The sequence below is a fragment of the Yoonia sp. genome, from assembly GCF_030731595.1.
In the GTDB taxonomy this organism is placed as follows: domain Bacteria; phylum Pseudomonadota; class Alphaproteobacteria; order Rhodobacterales; family Rhodobacteraceae; genus Yoonia.
The window spans coordinates 1-22,636 of the sequence record NZ_JANQTS010000098.1 but is presented as its reverse complement, the minus strand read 5'-3'; the positions used below and the strand labels follow the sequence as shown (position 1 = coordinate 22,636).

Here is a 22,636-nt window from a genome sequence, read left to right as displayed (position 1 = left end):
CAAAAGAAGATGGTTGTGATTTGCGCCTGAATTTCGTCTTCTGCGCTTATGACAACTGCTTTGATTTCACACCCCGATTGCTTTGATCACGTCACCCCGCCCGGCCACCCCGAGCAGGTCGCGCGTCTTGACGCGGTGCTTGGTGCTCTGGAGGGGCTAGATCTGCTGCGCGTCAAGGCGCCTTTGGCCGCAGAGGATGATCTTTTGCGCGTGCATCCAAAGGCGCATATTGATGCCATTCACGCCGCTGCCCCGGCAGAGGGCTGGCGGTCACTGGATGCAGATACACATATGTCAGTTGGTACACTGAAGGCGGCCTATCGCGCAGCCGGTGGCGTGGTGCGCGCAGTCGATTTAGTGATGGCCGGTGAGGCGCAGAACGCCTTTGCCGCCGTGCGCCCGCCGGGCCATCATGCAGAGCGGCAGACGGCGATGGGATTTTGCTTTTTCGGCAATGTGGTGGTGGGTGCCAAACATGCGCTTGACCATCATGGTCTGGACCGTGTCGCGATTGTGGATTTTGACGTGCATCACGGCAACGGCACGCAAGATCTGGTCGAGGATGACCCGCGCATCCTGTTCTGTTCGACCCATCAATCGCCGCTTTATCCCGGCACGGGTGCGGCACATGAGGTCGGGGTTGATAATGTCCTGAATGTCCCGCTCCCAGAAGGAACAGGTTCAAAGGCGTTCCGCGACGTGATGGAGCGGATCGTCTTGCCACGGATCGATGCGTTTTGTCCGCAACTCGTCATAATTTCGGCTGGATTCGATGCACATATGAGGGACCCTTTGGCAGGAATGAACCTGACAACCGAGGATTTCGGTTGGGTGACCGAAAGGCTTTGTGATTTGGCCGACCATCATTGTGCGGGTCGGGTGGTATCAAGTCTTGAAGGAGGTTATGACCTCGAAGCGCTGGGCGCATCCGCCGCGGCCCATGTGAAAGTATTGAAGGAAAGAGGCCAATGAGCGACGTCGCTGAAATGAGCTTTGAAGACGCGATCAAGGAGCTGGAGACCGTTGTCGGCCAGTTGGAACGTGGTGATGTTGCCCTTGATGAAAGTATCGCACTTTATGAACGGGGTGCCGCACTCAAGGCCCGTTGCGAAGCCAAGCTGAAGGAAGCGGAAGAAAAGGTCGCCAAGATTACATTGGGCGAGGGTGGTGTGCCCCAAGGGACGGTGCCACTTGATGACTGATGGAAATTCAAGAATCCGTATCGCCGCGCTCGAGCGCCAGTCACGTGAAGCGGCGATGGCCCATGCCGCAAAGGTGGCGCAGGCGCGTATCGGCTTTGCCCTAAGTGGCCTGAAAGGTGATCTGAGCGATGCCATGCTCTATGCTGTGTCCGGCGGTAAGGCGCTCCGCGCTTTTCTGGCGTTGGAGACAGCTCGTATACATGGGATCAACCCTGTCGCTGCCGCCGGTGCTGCCGCTGCAATCGAGTGTATCCATGCCTATTCACTGGTGCATGACGATCTGCCCTGCATGGATGATGATGACACCCGACGTGGGCAACCCACTGTGCACCGCAAGTGGAACGAAGCAACTGCCGTTCTGGCGGGAGATGGTCTTCAGGCGCTTGCTTTTGAATTGCTGGTGCAGGTCGAATGTGCCCCCCGCGCAAAGCTGAATCTGTTGATGTCGCTGGCGAATGCCGCAGGCGTTCGGGGGATGGTGGGCGGTCAGGCCGCTGATATCGCCGCCGAGACTGCCGCTGCGCCGCTCGACCTTGACCAGATCATGGAATTGCAGGCGGGAAAAACTGGTGCCCTCATTTCTTGGTCCGCCCTTGTCGGTCCACGTATGGCCGAGGCAGAGCGTGAACCTTTGTCGATCTATGGGTCCTGTCTGGGTCTGGCTTTTCAAATTGCTGATGACGTTCTGGATGAGACCGGTGATGCGGCGACCTTGGGCAAGGCCGTCGGCAAAGATGCTGCAGCCGGAAAGGCAACTTTCGTCTCGATCTTGGGGCTGGATGGGGCGAAGAGTCGCGCAGCCGCACTGGTGGAAGAGGCCTGTGATGCGCTATCTCCCTACGGTGACGACGCCGAGACGTTGAAGGAAGCCGCGCGCTTTGTGATTGCGCGCACGCATTAACAAGAAGGGTCGACATGCCAGACCAACCCCACACCCCGCTGCTTGACCGCGTTCACACACCGGATGACATGAAATCCCTGTCGGATGCGCAACTGCGCCAATTGGCCGACGAGTTGCGGGCGGAAACGATCTCTGCCGTGTCTGTGACCGGTGGACATCTGGGTGCTGGTCTTGGTGTCGTGGAGATGACAGTTGCCTTGCATGCTGTGTTTGATGCGCCCAAGGACAAGATCATTTGGGACGTGTCCCACCAATGCTATCCGCACAAGATCCTGACCGGTCGCCGTGACCGTATCCGCACCTTGCGCACCGAAGGGGGTCTTAGCGGTTTTACAAAGCGATCCGAAAGCCCTTATGACCCGTTTGGCGCGGCCCATTCCAGCACCTCTATTTCGGCCGCCCTTGGCTTTGCCGTGGCCCGTGATCTGGGCGGTGAAGGTGGCGATGCGATTGCAATCATCGGTGACGGGTCAATGTCGGCCGGCATGGCCTATGAGGCGATGAACAATGCAGGTCATTTGGGCAAACGCCTGATTGTGATCCTGAATGACAATGAAATGTCGATTGCACCGCCAACGGGCGCGATGTCGTCCTATCTGTCGCGCCTTTATGCAGAGGAACCGTTTCAGGAACTCAAAGCGGCGGCCAAAGGCGCTATGTCATTGTTGCCCGAGCCTTTCCGCGAAGGGGCCAAGCGGGCGAAAGATGTGCTCAAGCATATGACCGTCGGCGGCACTTTGTTCGAGGAACTGGGTTTTTCGTATCTTGGGCCGATTGATGGTCATGACATGGACCAACTGCTGTCAGTGCTACGCACCGTCAAGGCACGTGCGACGGGGCCGATCCTGATCCATGCGATTACCAAAAAGGGCAAGGGCTATGCCCCCGCTGAACGGGCTAGCGATAAAGGCCATGCCACTGCCAAGTTTGATGTGATCACCGGCGAACAGAAGAAAGCGCCCAGCAATGCGCCCTCTTACACTGCGGTTTTTGCCGAGGCTTTGTTAAAGCATGCCGCTAACGATCCCAAGATCTGTGCAGTCACGGCCGCCATGCCCGATGGCACCGGACTGAGTAAATTCATGGAACGCTATGCCAGCCGCTGTTTTGACGTGGGTATCGCCGAACAGCATGCGGTGACATTCAGCGCGGGTCTTGCGGCGGGCGGGATGCGCCCCTTCTGCGCGCTCTACTCGACCTTCCTGCAACGCGGTTACGATCAGGTTGTGCATGATGTCGCGATCCAGCGGCTCCCGGTACGTTTTGCCATTGATCGCGCGGGGCTTGTTGGGGCGGATGGGGCCACGCATGCGGGGTCTTTTGATGTGGCCTTTCTGGCAAACCTTCCCGGCTTTGTTGTGATGGCGGCGGCGGATGAGGCCGAACTTGTGCGCATGGTCGCCACCGCAGCGGCGCATGACGAAGGCCCGATCGCATTCCGCTTTCCCCGCGGCGAAGGCGTTGGCGTCGAGATGCCCGAGAACCCGCAACCGCTGGAGATCGGCAAAGGCCGGATGATCCGCGAAGGTGCGCAGGTCGCGATCCTGTCATTCGGAACGCGCCTGCAGGAAGTGATGAAAGCCTGCGAGGCGCTCGAAGCCAAGGGGATCAGGCCCACCGTGGCCGATGCACGATTTGCCAAGCCGTTGGACCGCGACATGATCCTGCGGATGGCCGCCGATCACGACACGCTGATCACCGTGGAAGAAGGTGCTGTAGGTGGTTTCGGGTCCCATGTGGCGCAGTTGCTGGCCGACGAAGGCGTGTTCGATCACGGGCTGAAATTCCGGTCCATGGTGCTGCCCGATATTTTCATCGATCAGGCCAACCCCAAGAATATGTACGATGTGGCGGGGATGAACGCCGAACATATCGAGGCAAAGGTGCTCGAGGTGATGGGTGTGGCGGTGATGGGAAAGCGGGCATAACCGGCTTTTGGCTAGCGGCTCACCACACCACAGCTGCCAAGTCGTTTCGCAGGACTGATCCGCCGGGCTGGCCAAATCTGGCGCAGCCTGTCTCTCAGTGCAAAATGGATTTTCAGAGGTTCTGACGTACGAATCCCGCAATATCGCTGGCAGGCCGCGCGCCAGTCAGGCGAGAGACTTCGCGACCGCCGGCATATAGGATCAACAACGGAATTCCGCGGATATTGAGCCGCTGCGAAACTTGCGGAAACTGTTCCGTGTCGATCTTTGCAAACCGCGCCGTGCCACGCAAAGCCACCGCTGCCTTGGCAAATTCTGGAGCCATGGTCCGACATGGCCCGCACCACGGTGCCCAATAGTCGATAATCAGTGGTACGCCATCTGTTGCTGTGGCTTTGTCGTGAAGGCGCATGTCAAGCGCTGCGACATCACCACCCGCCAAAGACGCACTGCATTTTGCACATTTGGGACCGGCAACCAGCTTTCCCTTTGGGGCGCGGTTGACTTGCCCACACGCAAGACAAGTGAGGTTGACAGTCTCGTTTAAAGGTTCCGTTTCTTTCGACATCTCGTTTCCGTCTATTGGGCGGTATAGCCGCCATCGACAAGATGGTAGCTTCCGGTGATGAAACTCGCCTGATCCGACAAGAGAAAGCATGCAAGCGCAGAGACTTCTTCTGCCGTCCCAAGACGCGCGATGGGGTGCATCGCCGCGATCCCCTCAAGCGCAGCCGCGTCGAGGTTTTTCTCCAAGAGTGGTGTCGCGATAAAGCCCGGGCCAATTGAATTCACCCGGACCCCGGAAGTTGCATATTCCATTGCCGCGACTTTCGTCAGGCCGACAACACCGTGCTTGGCGGCCACATATGCGCTTGCTGTCGCAAAGCCTACTGATCCCAAGATCGAGGCCATGTTGACGACTGCACCGCCGCCGGCTTTGACGATTTCCGGTATTCCGAAGCGCAGGCCGTAAAAGACGCCGCTAAGATTGACGTCGATCACTTTCTGCCAGCCGTCGAGGGGGTATTCGCCGATCCGTGCTGCAGGCCCGCCGATACCGGCGTTGTTCACCATCAAATGCAACCCACCTGTTTTTGCGACGGCAAATGCGACCAAGTCTGCCACCTGCGTCGCATCGCTGGTATCGGTCTTTTGGCTCAGGCAAGAACCGCCGGCCGCCTTGATCTGTTCGCAGACAGTGGCCATCCCCGCTTCGTCCATATCTGCCAAGACAACCGTGGCCCCAAACCCCGCGAGGTCGCGTGAAATGGTCGCGCCGATCCCGGATGCGGCTCCTGTTACGATTGCAGTCTTGTCTTTGAAATCGAATTGCATGACGTGCTCCTTGTGGGTTTGCTCATCAAGCATAACTTCCCACAGGTGACGGATCGGCGAATTGATCTGGATCAGTTTTTGAATGCAGGCAACTGCCAGTTATTGGCCCTTGCTTACTTTCTCCAACCGCTTTTCGATCGCCTCCAGCTTGGCCAGCACCTCGTCTCGATAGGCATCTGTTGCTGCGTTGCCTTCTTCGGCGTGGGCGTCCTGCATCGAGTTCACGATCAAACCGACAAGCAGGTTTACCACCGCGAAAGTCGTCACCATGATGAAGGGCACAAAGAAGGCCCAAGCGTAGGGATAAATCTCCATCACGGGCCGGACGATGCCCATGGACCAGCTTTCCAGCGTCATGATCTGGAATAGCGTGTAGCCGGATTGGCCCAGCGTGCCGAACCATTCGGGAAAGCTTTCGCCAAAAAGCTTTGTGGCCATAACAGCACCGATGTAGAACACGATCCCCATCAGCAGGAAAACCGACCCCATTCCGGGCAGGGCTGTCACAAATCCTTCGACCACGCGGCGGAGCGATGGCACGACCGAGATGACCCGCAAAACCCGCAGGATACGCAGGGCGCGCAGCACCGATAGGCCACCATTGCCGGGCACCAGCGAGACGCCGACGATGATGAAATCAAAGATGTTCCACCCGCTGCGGAAAAAGCTGAGCCGCTGTGCAAAGAGCTTGGCGCCCAGTTCGATCACAAAGATCGCAAGGCAGATACGATCAAGCAAAAGGATCAGTGGACCCACAGCTGCCATGATCGTCTTGGATGTTTCCATGCCCAGAATGATGGCATTGAAGATAATCACGCCGACGATGAAATTGCGGACCCATGCGGTCTCGAGCAAATTGGCGGTTTTCTGGCGAAGTGTCATGCGGCTGGCCTTACGTCGGGAGCGTCCCAGATATGGGTTGTTTGCAACAGATCGGCAAGGGTGATTGCCGCGCTGCGGTTGTGCTGGACGGACAACCTCCGACCTGCGCAACCTATGCTTAAAAAGTGAGCCTAAAATGACGATAAACACGCGTTTGATTTTCCGTTGGACTGCGTTCCTGCTGGCTGGTGGCTATTGTGTCCGGATGCTGATTTTCGGCGGCTGGGACGGTTTCGCAGGGCCATTCCGGTTTCTGACCGTCTGGGCGTTGTTCTGTTCCTTCTTCGCTTTCAGCCGGATGATGGCGATCGAGGAAGGGCGCAGTGAAAAGCGCTGGGATGGCTTTGTCTGCATGACAGCCGTCATCAATACGATGGTCGTGTTCCTGTACTGGCGGCTCTACTTCGCGGATCCGACCTCGGTGACTGCCGATGGCGAACTGGCGGCATGGCATCTGGAGATTTACCTGCATCTGGTTGGCCCGCTCTTGCAGGTGATCGACACGATCTTCATCCACCGCAGCTATCGCAAGCTGGGTGCGGCCTTTGGCTGGTTGATCGGGGTGATCGGGGTCTATGTGCTTTGGGCAGAGCTGGTTGTGCAGCCGCTCAATGATAGCCCTGCGGGGACAGTGACCAGCGGGCTGCCCTATCGGTTTCTGAATAATCTGGAACTTGCCGAGCGCATGAGTTTCTACGCTACGAATCTTGCCGTAGGTGTTGTTTTGCTCTTGCTTTATGCTGGCATCGCTTGGGGCTTCAGGCGCCGATTTCCTGCGCCAGAAGCGCCCTAAGCCCTGATCGGTAGTCAGGGTAGAGCAACTCTACCCCCAACTCATCCTTGATCCGGTCGTTGCGCACCTTTTTGCTTTCCGCATAAAAGCTGCGCGCCATCGGGGTCATCTCGGCGGTCTCAAAATCGACCGCTTCGGGAATGGGCAGGCCAAGCAGTTCGGCGGCATAGGCGATCACATCCTCGGGCGGGGCAGGATCATCGTCGCAGACGTTATAGGCAGCGCCGGGGTTGGGCCTATTGATCGAGGCCGCAAGCACACGGGCAATATCGGCGACGTGAGTCCGGCTGAAGACCTGACCCTTTTTGATGATCCGTCGCGCCGTGCCATCGCGGACTTTGGCAAAAGGACCGCGACCGGGACCATAGATACCCGCAAGCCGGAAGATATGCAGCGGCAGACCGGGGATCGCTGACCAAGCCGCCTCTGCCTCGACCCGGGCAATCCCGCGTTTGGTGGCCGGGGTCAGGGCGGTGCTTTCATCGACCCAATCGCCCTGATGATCGCCATAAACGCCCGTCGTTGACAGATAGCCAACCCATTCGAACTGCGAAGCCCGTTTGGCGATCTCGTCCTGAAGCGCGGCCAGCACAGGGTCTCCGTGCTCGTCAGGGGCCGCAGAGATCAGGATATGGCTTGCGGCATTCAGCGCAGGGATCATGTCCGCACCTGGCCAAAGGCGCGGCTCGATCCCTTCGTTCATCAGACGAGGAGCTTTGTCTTCGGATCGTGTGGTGCCAATGATCCGCCAGTCCTGCGGAAGAAGAATACGCGACAATGCGCGCGCGCTATATCCATGGCCGAAAGAGAGGAGCGTTTTTGTCATGCCCGTTTCGTGCCCGAACTAGCGCGGTGGCGCAAGCCTGTGTTAGCTTTGCCGCATGGCCGATGATCCTGATCTGAACGATGCATATGCGCTTTCCTCGAAAGAGGATGTCAAAGCGCTGTATCGCACATGGGCACATAGCTACGATTCCGGTTTTAGCGATGGTCAGGGCTATCAGCTTCCCCGCGCGGTCGCTGCGGCCTTTGTGTCTGCGGGGGGCAAAGGGCCGGTTCTGGATATTGGGGCAGGGACGGGCCTTGTCGGTGCGCATCTGCGGGCCATGAATGTCGAACCGATCGACGGCATTGATTTGTCAGAGGACATGCTGCAGGTGGCCGCGATGAAACGCGCCTATCGCGGGCTCTTTGCCCGTGACGTCACCCAACCGCTTGGCCTCTTGGATGCACCTTACGCCGGGATTGTCAGCGCCGGCACATTCACGCTGGGGCATGTTGGGCCAGAGGCACTGCGCCATGTGATTGATGCTGCCGCGCCCGGGGCCGTGGTCGTGATTTCAGTGAATGCCGCCCATTTCGCGGCGGCCGGATTTGCCGATGCCTTCGCGACCATGCGCGCGGAGATCACCAACTTCAAAACCCGTGACGTGCGCATCTATGATGACCGTGCGGCAGAAGAGCACCGCAACGATATGGCGCGGCTTGTAAGTTTCCGCAAAGCTTAAGGCTCGAGAAAGCCGGGGCCGTTTTCCAAGATCGAAATAAGCAGCGCCACGCCAGCGACGATCAAGACGACCCACCATAGGAACTGCACGACAATCGCAGACGCACCAAGGACTGTGCCATAGGTTGGCAACCGCCAAGGGTCATGCTTGAAGGCGGAAACTGTTGCGGTCAGAAAGGCAAGAACAGCAAGGATAGGGCCGGTGATCATCAAGATCCTGTCAATATTCCAAGCTGCAGTTTGGGGGGGCGGCAATGCCTCGCCCCGGACCGTGTTCATTGCCGACAAGCTGATTTCACCGATGATCTGCCCGATCGTGGTTCCAATGCTTTGTTGCGGCGTGAATGGGCCTGCGAAGATCACGATACAGGTGACAACAAGCGCAACCGCGCCCAGCAAGATAGAGGCAAGGCCCCATTTGTGATTGCGAAGATCGCCTATGGTGTCTGACATCGAATTCTCCCATATCCCCCAGTCGATATGCGTAATCTTTGTCTTGTTTCAACAGGCTGCCCTAAAATAACGTCAGAAATCAGGTCGCATAGTTTGATCCTTCTGCATCCAGCAGCGCCTTGAGTTCGGCCAGGTGCCGGAGGTCCTGTTCAGGGTAACTCTCCAATTCCTGCGCGGTTTTTTCAGCGATCTCATCCGGCAGAACACGTAATGCCATGCCTGTCTGCAATGCGCGGATATATGTCTCGGCGGCGCGTTCAAAATAGAACATCCGGTTAAAGGTTTCGGCCACAGTCTCGCCGATGATCAACACACCGTGGTTGCCCATGATCATCACGCGTTTTTTGGGGTCAGTGAACAGCGCGGCACAGCGTTCCCCCTCACTCTCGAATGCCAGCCCGCCATAGCCCTCGTCGATGACGTAGCGGTTGAAGAAGGTGCAGCAGTTCTGGTCAATGGGCGGCAGGCGGCTGTCTTTGAGCGAGGCCAGTACAGTCGCAAAGATCGAATGCACATGCATGGCACAGCGCGCATGCGGCACAAGCCGGTGGATACCGCCATGCAGCCCCCATGCTGTCGGATCAGGTGCATTCGGACCTTTGAGTGTCTCTGGATCATTCGCATCAACGACAATCAGATCGCTCGCCTTGATCCGGCTGAAATGCATCTGGTTGGGGTTCATCAGGAACTTTGTCCCTTCGTCATTGATCGCAAGACTGAAGTGATTGGCCACTGCCTCGTGCATGTTCAGACGTGCAGTCCAGCGAAAGGCGGCTGCCAGATCGACGCGCTCCGCCCAATGGGTCATATTTTGTGAATGCTGGTTCATGACGGCTCCTTGGATTTGCCTGTGCGCCGCGCTAAGGATGACGCAACACCCCCATCAAAGGAAGTCCGAATATGACCTTCAAACCCGCCAAGTGGCCCCGCAAGCTGCGTTCTCAGGAATGGTTCGGGGGGTCGTCAAAGGATGCGATCTATCACCGGTCATGGATGAAGAACCAGGGTTTGCCTGCGGATGTGCTGGATGGTCGGCCCGTGATTGGCATCTGCAACACCTGGTCTGAACTGACGCCCTGCAACGCGCATCTGCGCGATCTGGCCGAGAAGGTCAAATTCGGCGTCTACGAGGCGGGGGGTTTCCCCGTCGAATTCCCTGTGTTCTCGCCTGCCGAAAGCAGCCTGCGCCCGACCGCGATGATGTACCGCAATCTGTGCGCGATGGACGTCGAAGAAGCGATCCGAGGTATGTCGATGGACGGCGTTGTGTTGCTCGCGGGCTGTGACAAGACCACGCCTGCGCTGTTGATGGGCGCTGCATCCGTAGATCTGCCCGCGATTGTCGTCTCGGGTGGGCCAATGCTGAACGGCATGTTCCGGGGCGAACGTGTCGGGTCCGGCACCCATCTGTGGAAATTCTCCGAAGCGGTGCGCGCCGGTGAAATGACCGCCGAGGAATTCGTCGAAGCCGAGGCCTCCATGTCGCGCTCGCCCGGGTCTTGCAACACGATGGGCACCGCCAGTACGATGGCCTCCATGGCCGAGGCCTTGGGCATGGCACTGTCCGGCAACGCAGCAATCCCTGCGGTCGACAGTCGCCGCCGAGTGATGGCGCATCTGACGGGGCGCCGGATCGTGCAGATGGTCAAGGATGATCTCAAACCCTCTGACATCATGACCAAACAGGCCTTTGAGAACGCGATCCGGACCAACGCCGCCATCGGCGGATCGACCAACGCGGTGATCCACCTGCTGGCCATGGCAGGCCGGACCAAAGACGTTGACCTGACGCTGGACGATTGGGACCGGCTGGGTCGGGACGTGCCGACAATCGTCAACCTGATGCCATCGGGCAAATACCTGATGGAAGAGTTTTTCTATGCCGGTGGCTTGCCTGTCGTCATCAAACGCTTGGGCGAGGCCGGTTTGCTGCACAAAGATGCACTGACCGTGTCCGGCGCAAGCGTCTGGGACGAGGTCAAGCACGTCAAGAACTGGAATGAGGATGTGATCCTGCCGGTTGAAAAGGCGCTGACGCAATCAGGCGGCATTGCCGTGCTGCGTGGCAATCTGGCCCCCGGCGGCGCGGTTTTGAAACCTTCCGCCGCGACACCTGCGCTGATGCAGCACCGTGGCCGCGCGGTCGTGTTCGAGGATATCGACGACTACAAGGCACGGATCAACGACGACGATCTTGATATCGACGAAACCTGCGTGATGGTCCTGAAAAACTGCGGGCCGCGCGGCTATCCGGGCATGGCCGAGGTGGGCAATATGGGCCTGCCACCCAAGATCCTGAAGAAAGGGATCACCGACATGGTGCGGATTTCCGATGCGCGCATGTCCGGGACCGCCTTTGGAACCGTGGTCCTGCACACCGCGCCAGAGGCCGCGATGGGCGGACCTTTGGCTGTGGTTCAAAGCGGCGATATGATCGAACTGGATGTCGCCGGACGGCGCATTCATCTGGATATTTCGGACGCAGAACTCGCGTCACGTCTGGCCACTTGGTCGGCGGAAAAATCCGGTGCCAATCCCCGCCCGGCCAGTGGCTATGCGATGCTTTATCATGATCGGGTGATGGGGGCTGATACAGGGGCAGATTTCGATTTCCTTGTCGGGCATCGCGGCAATGCTGTCGGCAAGGAAGCGCATTGATGACGCCGATCTGCCTTGTCGGGATCGGCAAAATCGCGGTCGATCAGCATGTGCCGTCGATCAACGGCAGCACTGACTGGGATCTTGCCGCGACCGTCAGCAGGGCTGGATCCGTAGCGGGAGTGCCATCCTTCACCGACTTCGACGACATGCTGGCGGCGCGACCGGATATCCCTGTCATCTCCCTTTGCCTGCCGCCTGTGCCGCGCTATGCCTATGCGGCCAAGGCGATCGCGGCGGGGCGGCACGTGATGCTGGAAAAACCCCCCGGTGCAACCTTGGCCGAGGTTCATGCACTGGCGGACATGGCACAAAAGGCGGGCGTCACGCTCTACACCACATGGCACAGCCGGATGGCCAAGGGTGTTGCCCCCGCCAAGGCCTGGCTTGCGGACAAGACGATCACAGGCGCGCATATCACATGGAAAGAAGACGTCCGCCGCTGGCATCCCGGGCAGGACTGGGTTTTTGCCCCCGGTGGCATGGGGGTATTTGATCCCGGCAGCAATGCCTTGTCGATCATCACGGAAATCCTGCCGATGCCGATCCACCTGCAATCGGCAGATCTGATGTTTCCTGCGAACCGTGACACACCTATTGCGGCGCAGATGCAGTGGACCGAGAACGTCACTGGTGAATTCGACTGGCGACAAGAAGGCCCGCAAAGCTGGGATATCATGGTTGAAACAACTGCCGGAACGCTCGAACTGCACGATGGCGGCGCGCGTCTGGTCATTGACGGCACAGAGGTAGAGGCCGGGGCAGACCGCGAATACCCAGCACTTTACGACAGGATGGCCGCATTGATCAAAACAGGGGCATCAGAGGTCGATCTTTCCCCGATGATCCATGTCGCGGATGCGCTGACCTTGGGCAAACGGATCGTGGTAGAGCCCTTCGATTTTTAGCCTAAGCCCTTGCTTCTTTTGTTCAAAAATACCTCCGCCGGAGGCATCCCGAGGGTGCCCCCGCGTACCTTGGTCAGCGTTCACAAACTGCCAAAAATTTACCGTTTGATAAAAAATAAACTTGTGGCAGGCTGGCAGGAACGAAGCACCACAGGATTGACCCATGTCCAGCCCCATGACCCCCGGCATTGCAGCAGGCCGTTTGCCGCAAGAGACGCTGCGCAACAACTTTTCAGACCTGCACGCCCCCTTGACTGCGCACGAAGCCGCCGTTGCTGCCGACCGCTGCTATTTCTGCTACGATGCGCCATGTGTTGCGGCCTGCCCGACCGACATCGACATCCCGCTTTTTATTCGTCAGATCAGCACCGGCACGCCCGAGGCCGCAGCCAAGACGATCTTTGACCAGAACATCCTTGGCGGCATGTGCGCCCGAGTCTGCCCGACCGAAGATCTGTGCGAAAAGGCCTGTGTGCGGGAAATGGCTGAAGGCAAACCGGTGGAGATCGGGCGCTTGCAGCGTCATGCAACCGACACGCTGATGGCCAAGCAGCGGCATCCTTATGATCGCGCGCCAGAGACAGGCAAGAAAGTCGCCGTTGTCGGCGCTGGTCCTGCCGGTCTGGCCTGCGCGCACCGTTTGGCAATGCATGGGCATGATGTGACGATTTACGATGCCGAGGCAAAAGCGGGTGGCCTGAATGAGTTCGGTATCGCAGCATATAAATCAACGGATGATTTTGCAGCGCGCGAGGTTGACTGGCTTCTGGGTATCGGTGGCATCACGATCAAGCCCGGAATGCGGCTGGGTGCAGAATTGACCATAGAGAGCCTCACGCATTGCTTTGATGCGGTTTTCCTTGGTGTCGGCCTTGGCGGTGTGAACGCCCTGCACAGTGCGGGCGAAGACAAGGACGGCGTCCGCGACGCGGTCGATTTTATCAAGGAACTGCGGCAAGCCAGCGATCTGGCAGCCTTGCCCGTCGGGCGCGACGTGGTTGTGATTGGCGGCGGCATGACGGCTGTTGACGCCGCTGTGCAGTCAAAACTCCTTGGCGCGCAGAACGTGACTATCGCTTACCGGCGAGGCCGCGCGCAGATGAGTGCCAGCACCTATGAACAAGACCTCGCCGCTTCCAAAGGGGTGCGGCTGATATTCAATGCGCAGCCCGTGGCAATCCATGGCAATGGTGCGGTCCGCGAGATTGAACTGGAATATACCGCAGATGATGGGACGGGCCTGAAAGGGACCGGTGAAACTCTGCGCCTGCCAGCAGATCAGGTCTTCAAAGCCATCGGACAAACGCTAACGACTGATGCCGGCTTGGTATTGGAAGGGCGCAAGATCGCGGTCACTGGTGCAGGGCGCACGAGCCTTGCAGGTGTTTGGGCCGGTGGCGATTGCGCCAGCGGTGGCGATGACCTGACCGTGACGGCCGTGGCCGAAGGGCGCGATGCGGCGATGGACATTCATGCAAGTTTGATGGGGAGCAATTGAAATGGCTGATCTGACAACGACCTTTCTGGGGATCAAATCCCCGAACCCGTTCTGGCTGGCCTCTGCCCCGCCGACTGACAAGGAATACAACGTCCGCCGCGCCTTTGAGGCGGGCTGGGGCGGTGTGGTCTGGAAAACGCTGGGGTCCGAGGGCCCACCCGTGGTGAACGTCAACGGTCCGCGCTACGGTGCGGTTTACGGTGCGGATCGGCGTTTGCTGGGGCTCAACAATATCGAGCTGATCACGGATCGCCCACTGGAAGTGAACCTAGAGGAAATCACCCGTGTCAAAGCGGATTATCCTGACCGTGCGATGATCGTCTCGATCATGGTGCCTTGTGAAGAACAGGCCTGGAAAGATATCCTTCCGCGCGTTGCAGAGACGGGCGCAGACGGGATCGAGCTGAACTTTGGCTGCCCGCATGGCATGTCGGAACGCGGCATGGGCGCGGCGGTCGGGCAAGTGCCGGAATATATCGAAATGGTCACGCGCTGGTGCAAGCAGTACTATGACAAGCCGGTGATCGTGAAACTGACGCCCAATATCACCGACGTACGCAAACCGGCTGCGGCCGCCATGCGGGGCGGGGCGGATGCGGTGAGCCTGATCAATACGATCAATTCGATCACCTCTGTTAACCTTGATACGATGTCGCCGGAGCCGTCGATAGATGGCAAAGGCTCGCACGGCGGCTATTGCGGTCCGGCGGTGAAACCGATTGCGCTGTCGATGGTATCCGAGATTGCGCGGAATCCGGAAACCCACGGTCTGCCGATCAGTGGCATTGGCGGGATCACCACATGGCGCGATGCGGCGGAATACATCAGCCTTGGGTGCGGGAACGTGCAGGTTTGCACGGCGGCCATGACCTATGGCTTCAAGATCGTGCAGGAGATGATCAGCGGTCTGTCAGACTGGATGGATGAAAAGGGATATACGTCGGTCGAGCAAGTTGTCGGGCGTGCTGTGCCGAATGTGACGGACTGGCAGTATCTCAACCTTAACTATGTCGCCAAGGCCAAGATCAATCAGGATGACTGCATCAAATGCGGACGGTGCTACGCGGCCTGTGAGGATACCAGCCATCAAGCGATTGCGATGTCTGCCGACCGGACCTTTAGCGTCATTGATGCCGAATGTGTGGCTTGCAACCTCTGTGTTGATGTCTGCCCGGTCGAGAATTGCATCACGATGGAGCCAATGCAACCTGGTCAGGTCGATCCGCGCACGGGCAAGGTGGTTCAAAAGGACTATGCCAATTGGACCACGCATCCAAACAATCCAGGAGCGGTTGCGGCGGAGTGAGGAGCAAGAATTTTTGCCAAAAATTCTTGGGACAGTCTGAAAATCTTCGTACGAAGATTTTCAGGGTCAGGTATGCACGATCAACTGGCCGGGATTGCAGATGACGATGAATTGCCCGCCGCATTCGACAAGGTGAAAGCCGCGTCGACTCACCTCTGTCACAAAGGCGGCACGCCCGATTTCACGCTCGACATCGCGTACCGCCCGCCGGACGATCCCGCCGGACCGCGCCGCTTTGGCGTCGAATATTCTTGCGCACCAACTTGGGTTGGCAAGCGGATGGCGCACGGTGGAGGCATGTACAATTTGCATTCCTGCAAGGTGTCAATTCAAGGTGAAGAATGGATTAAGGCCGCAAAAGCTTTGCATAGAGCATATCAAGAAAGACAGAAGCCCCGTCGTATGGAGCCTTGTCACCCAGCACCGCCCGCACCTGCACATCGAAATCCGCGTAGTGCTGGGTAAAGGCCCAGATTGAGAAAATCAGATGATGCGGATCGATATCGGCAATCTTGCCTGCCTCGGCCCAGGTCTTGATCACGGCTGCCTTTTCATCCACGAGGGTCTTGAGGTCAGTTCGCAATATCTCTTCGATGCGCGGCGCGCCTTGCAAGATCTCATTGGCAAACAGCCGGCTTTCTCGCGGGTAATCACGGCTCATCGCCAGCTTGCGCTGGGCATAGGCCATGATCTCCTTGACGGGGTCACCATCCGCATCAAGAGATTTGAGTGGGTCCAGCCACGTTTCCAAAAGGCGTTCCAGCAAGGCTGTATGGATCGCTTCCTTTGACGGAAAATAGTAAAGCAGGTTCGGCTTGGACAGCCCTGCCGCATCAGCAATCTGGTCCAATGTCGTGCCGCGAAACCCGAATTGCGAGAAGACATCTAGACCCGCTGACAGGATCGCCGCGCGATTGCGTTTCTGGATGCGGGTGGGCGCTTTGGTCATGCCAATCCTTTGCTCAAAATTCAGGCGCAAGGCGGGCATTGCCCCCTACTTTTGCCAGCTTTGTCCGCATCTGCCTGTAATCCGAGCGGAGAACTTGACTGATACTTTCCCTCTGTTAGCGTTGTTTTGACCAGTTGGTCAAACCCAGACGAAGGAGACCCCCAATGGCAGCCCCCGGCGAGAACCTTAAAATCAATGGTGCGCGACTTTGGGACAGCCTGATGGAGATGGCCAAGATCGGCCCCGGTATCGCGGGTGGCAACAACCGCCAGACCCTGACCGATGAAGACAGTGAAGGGCGCCACTTGTTCCAAAGCTGGTGCGAGGCCGCAGGTTGCACGATGGGCGTAGACGAGATTGGCAATATGTTTGCCCGCCGTGACGGCACTGACCCCGATGCGCTGCCGGTCTATGTGGGTTCGCATCTCGATACCCAGCCTACGGGCGGAAAATACGATGGGGTTCTGGGCGTTTTGGGCGGATTGGAAGTCATTCGCACCATGAATGACCTCGACATCAAGACAAAGCACCCGATTGTTGTGACGAATTGGACGAACGAGGAAGGCACCCGCTATGCCCCGGCAATGCTCGCTTCTGGTGTGTTCGCAGGCAAACATAAGCTTGATTGGGCGCTGGACCGACTCGATGCCAAGGGCAAACGCTTTGGGGACGAACTGGAGCGGATTGGCTGGAAAGGCCCCGAAAAGGTCGGGGACCGCAAGATGCATGCCTTCTTTGAACTGCACATCGAGCAAGGCCCGATTCTGGAGGCCGAAGGCAAGCAGATCGGGGTTGTCACCCACGGCCAAGGCTTGCGTTGGATCGAATGCACGGTCACGGGCAAGGAAAGCCACACCGGCTCCACCCCGATGCATATGCGCAAGAATGCGGGCCGTGGTTTGGCGCTGATCACCGAGTTGGTGCATGAAATCGCGATGAAGAACCAGCCCAATGCGGTGGGTGCCATCGGGCACATCGACGTCTACCCAAACTCGCGCAATATCATCCCCGGCAAAGTCGTCTTTACCGTCGATATGCGCACGCATCTGCTGGATAAGCTGAACAGCATGGTGGCAGAACTGATGGAGCGTGCGCCGCAGATTTGTGAAGAGATTGGAGTTGGTTTCCAGGCCGAGATTGTTGGACAATTCGACCCGCCAGCCTTTGATGAAACCTGTGTGAAGGCTGTCCGCGACGCGGCAGAGCGGCTGGGCTATTCCCATATGGACATCGTATCGGGTGCCGGCCACGATGCTTGCTGGATCAATGATCTTTATCCGACGGCGATGATCATGTGCCCTTGTGTGGATGGCCTGAGCCATAACGAAGCCGAAGAGATTTCACCGGAATGGGCGGCGGCCGGGACGGATGTCCTGTTTCACGCGGTCGTCGAGACGGCGGAGATTGTCGGGTGAAAAGGGGCTCTGCCCCCGGCGCTGCGCGCCTCCCCCGAGGTATTTTTGAACAAAAGAAGATGAGCCCTGCATAGAGGGCAACTGGGAGACACTCGAATGACCACAGTCATCAAAAACGGAACTGTTGTTACGGCTGACCTGACTTACAAGGCGGACGTTCTGATCGAGAATGGCACGATTATAGAAATCGGGCCGAACCTGTCTGGCGACGAGCAGCTTGATGCGACTGGTTGCTATGTCATGCCGGGCGGGATTGATCCGCATACGCACCTTGAGATGCCTTTTATGGGTACTTATTCTGCCGATGATTTTGAAAGCGGTACGCGGGCGGCCCTTTCCGGCGGCACGACTATGGTTGTCGATTTTGCCCTTCCTGCCCCCGGTCAGGGCCTGCATGATGCCTTACAGATGTGGGACAATAAATCGGGTCGCGCATCTTGTGATTATTCTTTCCACATGGCTGTCACCTGGTGGGGCGAGCAGGTGTTCAACGAGATGGAAAGCGTGGTCAAGGATCGCGGGATCAACACCTTCAAGCACTTCATGGCCTACAAAGGCGCGTTGATGGTAAACGATGACGAGATGTATGCGTCATTCTCGCGGCTTGCCTCGCTTGGGGCCATCGCCATGGTGCATGCAGAGAATGGCGATGTGGTGGCAGAGCTGTCCGCCAAGCTTTTGGCTGAAGGTAATACCGGCCCAGAGGCGCACGCCTATTCCCGCCCGCCGCAGGTCGAAGGCGAGGCCGCCAACCGCGCCATCATGATCGCCGATATGACCGGGGTACCGCTTTATATCGTGCATGTGTCCTGCGAAGAGGCGCATGAGGCGATCCGCCGTGCCAAACAGCAGGGCAAGCGCGTTTGGGGCGAGCCGCTGATCCAGCATCTGACCCTGGATGAGAGCGAGTATTTCAACCAGGATTGGGATCATGCTGCACGCCGCGTCATGTCGCCGCCGTTCCGCAACAAACAGCATCAGGATAGTCTTTGGGCTGGTTTGCAATCCGGGTCTTTGAGCGTGGTCGCCACGGACCACTGTGCGTTTACGACAGAACAGAAACGCTATGGCGTAGGTGATTTCACGAAGATTCCCAATGGCACAGGCGGGCTGGAGGACCGGATGCCGATGCTGTGGACTCACGGTGTGGCGACCGGCCGTTTGACAATGAACGAATTTGTTGCCGTGACCTCGACCAATATCGCGAAGATTTTGAATTGCTACCCCAAGAAAGGGGCCGTGCTGGTTGGTGCCGATGCTGATCTGGTCGTCTGGGACCCGCAGAAGACCAAGACGATCAAGGCATCGGCCCAGCAATCCGCCATTGATTACAACGTGTTCGAGGGAAAAGAGGTGAAGGGTCTGCCACGCTTTACCCTGACCCGTGGGCAGGTCGCGATTTATGATGGCGAAGTGCGCACGCAGGAAGGCCATGGCAAGTTCGTGAAGCGAGAGGCGAACACCCCGACGAATACGGCGCTGAGCAAGTGGAAAGAACTGACTGCGCCACGGCCGGTGGAGCGGACGGGTATTCCCGCGACGGGTGTTTGAGGGTGTCGTCCTTTTGGACTGCGGGGTGATGTGTGGCTGCTGAAACGACGATTTGCGCGCGGGGGCTGAACCTGACGTTCGAAACCGGTGATGGCCCGGTCCATGCGCTCAAGGATGTAAACCTTGAGATTACGAAGGGCGATTTCGTGTCTTTTATCGGTCCCTCGGGCTGCGGCAAGACCACGTTCTTGCGTTGTATTGCAGGGCTTGAGACGCCGACGGGTGGCACGATCACCGTCAACGGGATGACGCCTGAAGAGGCGCGGATGGCCCGCGCCTATGGCTATGTGTTTCAGGCGGCGGGGCTTTATCCGTGGCGCACGATTGGCGGGAACGTGAAATTGCCGCTCGAGATCATGGGGTTTTCCAAGGCAGAGCAGGAGGAACGTGTGGCACGGGTGCTGGACCTCGTGGATCTGGCAGGGTTCGAGAAGAAGTTTCCCTGGCAACTCTCAGGCGGGATGCAGCAGCGCGCCTCGATTGCACGGGCGTTGGCGTTTGATGCTGATATCTTGCTGATGGACGAACCCTTTGGCGCGCTGGACGAGATTGTGCGCGATCACCTCAATGAACAGTTGTTGCAGCTTTGGGCGCGGACGGAAAAGACGATTGGCTTTGTGACACATTCGATCCCAGAGGCGGTGTATCTATCGACCAAGATCGTTGTGATGTCGCCGCGTCCGGGCCGGATCACCGATGTGATCGACAGCCCACTGCCAAAGGAACGCCCTTTGGATATTCGCGACAGCAAGGAATTTATCGAGATTGCGCATCGGGTGCGTGATGGTCTGCGGGCGGGACATGTGGATGACTAGGGATGCCTCCGGCGGGGATATTTATGCTCGGAAGAAGCTGAGGGGGCTGATTTGAAGTCCTTGCTACCTGTTCTGACGGTTGTTGGTGCGATCCTGCTGTTCTGGATCGTTTCGGTCGTGCCGATGAACATGCATCTGACCGCGGATCAGGCGCAGCGCGAGGGGCTGGTGGTATCGCCGGACACGCCCGCTGTGCGGCAAGAGTATTCGGGCATTGGTCTGACCTTGCAGAACCCCGGTTTGATGGTCCGCACCTATACGCTGGAGCGTCCGCGTCTGCCTTCGCCGCATCAGGTGGCGGGTGAACTATGGAATACGATTGCCTTGCAGAACGTCACCTCGCGCCGGTCGCTGGTCTATCATGGCTGGGTGACGCTTTCGGCGACGCTGCTAGGGTTTGCGATCGGGACGGGGTTGGGGATTTTGCTGGCCGTCGGCATCGTTTACAACCGCGCCATGGATATGAGCGTGATGCCTTGGGCCATCGCCAGCCAGACGATCCCGATCTTGGCACTCGCGCCAATGATTATCGTGATGCTGGGCTCAATCGGTATTCAGGGGCTGTTTCCGAAGGCTGTGATCAGTGCCTACCTCAGCTTTTTTCCGGTTGTCGTCGGGATGGTCAAAGGGCTGCGCAGTCCTGATGCCATGCAGATGGACCTTTTACGCACCTATTATGCCAGCCCCGCCCAAGCGTTCTGGAAGCTGCGTTTGCCAGCCTCGGTGCCATATCTTTTCGCCTCGCTGAAAATCGGGATTTCGGCGTCCTTGGTGGGGGCGATTGTGGCTGAACTGCCGACGGGTGCGCGCGCGGGGTTTGGGGCGCGGATGCTGGTGGGGGATCAATACGGGCAGCCATTGGTCACATGGGCAGCGCTTTTTGCGGCCGCGATTACGGCTGCGGCCTTGGTGGGTTTCTTTAGCCTGATGGAGCGCTGGACCCTGCGCCGTATGGGAATGCAGGCGGCATGACGGGGACCGCGATCATCAGTGCTTTGGCCGTTTGGGGCACGGGCTGGTTCATCAATGTGCGGCTGGCGCAGAGTGGGGCGGCGAACACGCGACTGGTGCAATTGCTGGTGCCTGCCATCTTTGGCCTGACCCTTCTGGTCATGTGGGAATTGCTGGTGCGCTTGCTGGAGGTCAGCCCGGTGATCCTGCCACCGCCAACGGCGATTGCAACGCGCTTTAGCCAAGAGATACCGACGCTTTGGGCGGATTTTCAGCAGACAATCATCAAGGGCGCGATGACCGGCTATATCATCGGCATGCTGGCCGCTTTTGGCGTGGCAATCCTTGCGGACCGGTCGGATTTTCTGACCCGTGGCATCCTGCCTGTGGGCGGTTTCATGGCCGCCTTGCCCATCGTGGGCACCGCGCCGATCTTTGTGCGCTGGTTGGGAAGTGATTGGGAATCCAAAGCGGCTGTGGTCGCTGTCATGGTGTTTTTCCCGATTTTGGTGAACACGGTTGCGGGCCTGCGTGATACAACCGCGATGCAGCGTGATCTGATGCGGACTTATGGCGCGGGCTATTGGCCGACGCTGTTGAAATTGCGCTTGCCAGCTGCGCTGCCGTTCATCTTTAATGGGCTTAAGATTGCGACCACTTTAGCGCTGATCGGGGCGATTGTTGCTGAATTTTTCGGCTCTCCCACGGTGGGCATGGGCTTTCGTATCTCGACATCGGTGGGCCAGCTTGCACTTGATATGGTCTGGGCAGAAATTGTTGTCGCAGCCCTCGCGGGGAGCGCGTTTTACGGGCTGATGGCATGGATTGAGGGGCGGGTGACCTTTTGGCACCCATCGCAACGCAAATAAATCAAGCCCCGCAAAGAGGGCATCACAACTGACTTGGAGGTCAACATGAAGAAGTTAATGATGGCGGCGGCTCTTGCTGCAGGTTTTGGCGGAATGGCGCATGCTGACGCCCACGCCAATGACGTCACGCTGCAGCTGCAGTGGGTCACGCAATCCCAGTTTGCGGGCTACTATGTGGCGCTTGATCAGGGCTACTATGAAGAGGAAGGTTTGAACGTGACAATCCTGCCCGGCGGTCCCGATATCGCACCGCCGCAGGTTTTGGCCGGTGGTGGCGCTGATGCGATGCTCAACTGGATGCCTTCGGCGCTGGCTGCCCGTGAAAAAGGTCTGCCTGTCGTCAATATCGCCCAGCCGTTCAAGTCGTCCGGTCTGATGCTGACCTGCTGGAAAGACACCGGTATCGAAACCGTCGAGGATTTCCGCGGCAAAACGATCGGTGTCTGGTTCTTTGGCAACGAATATCCGTTCCTCAGCTGGATGAGCCAGGTCGGCATTCCGACCGAAGGTGGTGAGGATGGTGTGACTGTTCTGAAGCAAGGTTTTAACGTTGATCCGCTGCTGAACCGCGAAGCTGACTGTATCTCGACGATGACTTACAACGAATACGGTCAGGTGTTGGATGCGGGCGTATCGCCGGACGAGCTGATCACATTCAAGTACGAAGATCAGGGTGTCGCGACGCTTGAAGACGGGATCTATGTGCTGGAAGAAA

The 22,636-nt window shown here is 58.2% G+C and carries 24 protein-coding genes and 1 pseudogene; 16 read left to right on the top strand and 9 right to left on the bottom strand.

Annotated features, from left to right (window positions below):
* Positions 1-48: 48 nt before the first annotated feature.
* The 4 genes from NWQ23_RS11625 to dxs are packed head-to-tail and all read left to right on the top strand — an operon-like array spanning position 49 to position 4,031.
* Positions 49-972, top strand: a complete 924-nt coding sequence (locus NWQ23_RS11625) for a histone deacetylase family protein (protein WP_306166527.1) — start codon at positions 49-51, stop codon at positions 970-972.
* Positions 969-1,202 carry an exodeoxyribonuclease VII small subunit gene (locus NWQ23_RS11620; protein WP_306166526.1) on the top strand — a complete coding sequence of 78 codons (234 nt, stop codon included), beginning with the start codon at positions 969-971 and terminating at the stop codon, positions 1,200-1,202. The genes NWQ23_RS11625 and NWQ23_RS11620 overlap by 4 nt, the downstream gene beginning before the upstream one ends.
* Complete coding sequence (locus tag NWQ23_RS11615) at positions 1,195-2,103, top strand: polyprenyl synthetase family protein (protein ID WP_306166525.1); 909 nt, start codon at positions 1,195-1,197, stop codon at positions 2,101-2,103. Before NWQ23_RS11620 ends, NWQ23_RS11615 begins: the two co-directional genes overlap by 8 nt.
* A 14-nt stretch (positions 2,104-2,117) precedes the next feature.
* Positions 2,118-4,031 (top strand): 1-deoxy-D-xylulose-5-phosphate synthase, encoded by a 1,914-nt coding sequence (gene dxs, locus NWQ23_RS11610; protein WP_306166524.1) that lies wholly within the window; start codon positions 2,118-2,120, stop codon positions 4,029-4,031.
* Positions 4,032-4,143: 112 nt separating this feature from the next.
* On the opposite strand, the gene NWQ23_RS11605 is transcribed toward dxs, so the two are convergent.
* The 4 genes and pseudogenes from NWQ23_RS11605 to NWQ23_RS11595 form a co-directional block, all read right to left on the bottom strand.
* Positions 4,144-4,443 (bottom strand): co-chaperone YbbN, encoded by a 300-nt coding sequence (locus NWQ23_RS11605; protein ID WP_306166523.1) that lies wholly within the window; start codon positions 4,441-4,443, stop codon positions 4,144-4,146.
* A 45-nt stretch (positions 4,444-4,488) separates the two neighbouring features.
* Positions 4,489-4,599: pseudogene (locus NWQ23_RS16655) on the bottom strand (hypothetical protein); the annotation flags it as partial.
* Between the two features lie 11 nt (positions 4,600-4,610).
* A complete protein-coding gene (locus NWQ23_RS11600) occupies positions 4,611-5,366 on the bottom strand; it encodes an SDR family NAD(P)-dependent oxidoreductase (RefSeq protein ID WP_306166522.1) in 756 nt (251 codons plus the stop codon).
* A gap of 99 nt (positions 5,367-5,465) precedes the next feature.
* A complete protein-coding gene (locus NWQ23_RS11595; RefSeq protein ID WP_306166521.1) occupies positions 5,466-6,248 on the bottom strand; it encodes an ion transporter in 783 nt (260 codons plus the stop codon).
* Between the two features lie 136 nt (positions 6,249-6,384).
* Here NWQ23_RS11595 and NWQ23_RS11590 point away from each other — a divergent pair, with 136 nt between their 5' ends.
* Positions 6,385-7,041: a hypothetical protein gene (locus tag NWQ23_RS11590; RefSeq protein WP_306166520.1), complete on the top strand. Its 657-nt coding sequence runs from the start codon at positions 6,385-6,387 to the stop codon at positions 7,039-7,041.
* Here NWQ23_RS11590 and NWQ23_RS11585 read toward each other — a convergent pair.
* On the bottom strand, positions 7,007-7,867 hold the full coding sequence (locus NWQ23_RS11585; protein ID WP_306166519.1) for an SDR family oxidoreductase: 861 nt from the start codon (positions 7,865-7,867) through the stop codon (positions 7,007-7,009). The genes NWQ23_RS11590 and NWQ23_RS11585 overlap by 35 nt on opposite strands.
* A gap of 55 nt (positions 7,868-7,922) precedes the next feature.
* Between NWQ23_RS11585 and NWQ23_RS11580 the strand changes: the two genes are divergently transcribed.
* Positions 7,923-8,549, top strand: a complete 627-nt coding sequence (locus NWQ23_RS11580) for a class I SAM-dependent methyltransferase (protein ID WP_306166518.1) — start codon at positions 7,923-7,925, stop codon at positions 8,547-8,549.
* Here NWQ23_RS11580 and NWQ23_RS11575 read toward each other — a convergent pair.
* Both NWQ23_RS11575 and NWQ23_RS11570 read right to left on the bottom strand, forming a co-directional pair.
* Positions 8,546-9,001, bottom strand: a complete 456-nt coding sequence (locus NWQ23_RS11575) for a hypothetical protein (protein WP_306166517.1) — start codon at positions 8,999-9,001, stop codon at positions 8,546-8,548. The genes NWQ23_RS11580 and NWQ23_RS11575 overlap by 4 nt on opposite strands.
* 79 nt (positions 9,002-9,080) lie before the next feature.
* A complete protein-coding gene (locus NWQ23_RS11570) occupies positions 9,081-9,830 on the bottom strand; it encodes a class II aldolase and adducin N-terminal domain-containing protein (RefSeq protein ID WP_306166516.1) in 750 nt (249 codons plus the stop codon).
* 71 nt (positions 9,831-9,901) lie between these two features.
* Here NWQ23_RS11570 and araD point away from each other — a divergent pair, with 71 nt between their 5' ends.
* The 4 genes from araD to preA all read left to right on the top strand — a co-directional run bounded on the left by araD (position 9,902) and on the right by preA (position 15,371).
* Entirely contained in the window at positions 9,902-11,659 is a 1,758-nt protein-coding gene (gene araD / locus NWQ23_RS11565; RefSeq protein WP_306166515.1) for an L-arabinonate dehydratase, read from the top strand.
* Entirely contained in the window at positions 11,659-12,567 is a 909-nt protein-coding gene (locus NWQ23_RS11560; RefSeq protein ID WP_306166514.1) for a Gfo/Idh/MocA family protein, read from the top strand. Before araD ends, NWQ23_RS11560 begins: the two co-directional genes overlap by 1 nt.
* 163 nt (positions 12,568-12,730) lie before the next feature.
* Positions 12,731-14,065, top strand: a complete 1,335-nt coding sequence (locus NWQ23_RS11555; RefSeq protein WP_306166513.1) for an NAD(P)-dependent oxidoreductase — start codon at positions 12,731-12,733, stop codon at positions 14,063-14,065.
* 1 nt (position 14,066) lies between these two features.
* A complete protein-coding gene (gene preA, locus NWQ23_RS11550) occupies positions 14,067-15,371 on the top strand; it encodes an NAD-dependent dihydropyrimidine dehydrogenase subunit PreA (protein WP_306166512.1) in 1,305 nt (434 codons plus the stop codon).
* 66 nt (positions 15,372-15,437) lie between these two features.
* On the opposite strand, the gene NWQ23_RS11545 is transcribed toward preA, so the two are convergent.
* The gene (locus NWQ23_RS11545) at positions 15,438-15,683 is read right to left on the bottom strand and encodes a hypothetical protein (protein ID WP_306166511.1); all 246 of its coding nucleotides are present in this window, start codon (positions 15,681-15,683) and stop codon (positions 15,438-15,440) included.
* A 34-nt stretch (positions 15,684-15,717) separates the two neighbouring features.
* Positions 15,718-16,320 (bottom strand): TetR family transcriptional regulator C-terminal domain-containing protein, encoded by a 603-nt coding sequence (locus NWQ23_RS11540; RefSeq protein WP_306166510.1) that lies wholly within the window; start codon positions 16,318-16,320, stop codon positions 15,718-15,720.
* A 164-nt stretch (positions 16,321-16,484) separates the two neighbouring features.
* On the opposite strand from NWQ23_RS11540, the gene NWQ23_RS11535 reads away from it, so the two are divergent.
* The 6 genes from NWQ23_RS11535 to NWQ23_RS11510 all read left to right on the top strand — a co-directional run.
* Positions 16,485-17,735 (top strand): Zn-dependent hydrolase, encoded by a 1,251-nt coding sequence (locus tag NWQ23_RS11535; RefSeq protein ID WP_306166509.1) that lies wholly within the window; start codon positions 16,485-16,487, stop codon positions 17,733-17,735.
* Between the two features lie 96 nt (positions 17,736-17,831).
* Positions 17,832-19,286 (top strand): dihydropyrimidinase, encoded by a 1,455-nt coding sequence (gene hydA, locus NWQ23_RS11530; protein WP_306166508.1) that lies wholly within the window; start codon positions 17,832-17,834, stop codon positions 19,284-19,286.
* A 32-nt stretch (positions 19,287-19,318) separates the two neighbouring features.
* The gene (locus NWQ23_RS11525) at positions 19,319-20,101 is read left to right on the top strand and encodes an ABC transporter ATP-binding protein (RefSeq protein WP_306166507.1); all 783 of its coding nucleotides are present in this window, start codon (positions 19,319-19,321) and stop codon (positions 20,099-20,101) included.
* A 51-nt stretch (positions 20,102-20,152) separates the two neighbouring features.
* The gene (locus NWQ23_RS11520; RefSeq protein ID WP_306166506.1) at positions 20,153-21,073 is read left to right on the top strand and encodes an ABC transporter permease; all 921 of its coding nucleotides are present in this window, start codon (positions 20,153-20,155) and stop codon (positions 21,071-21,073) included.
* Positions 21,070-21,921 (top strand): ABC transporter permease, encoded by an 852-nt coding sequence (locus NWQ23_RS11515; RefSeq protein WP_306166505.1) that lies wholly within the window; start codon positions 21,070-21,072, stop codon positions 21,919-21,921. The genes NWQ23_RS11520 and NWQ23_RS11515 overlap by 4 nt, the downstream gene beginning before the upstream one ends.
* Positions 21,922-21,966: 45 nt before the next feature.
* A partial coding sequence (locus NWQ23_RS11510; protein ID WP_306166504.1) for an ABC transporter substrate-binding protein occupies positions 21,967-22,636 on the top strand: 670 nt, incomplete at its 3' end.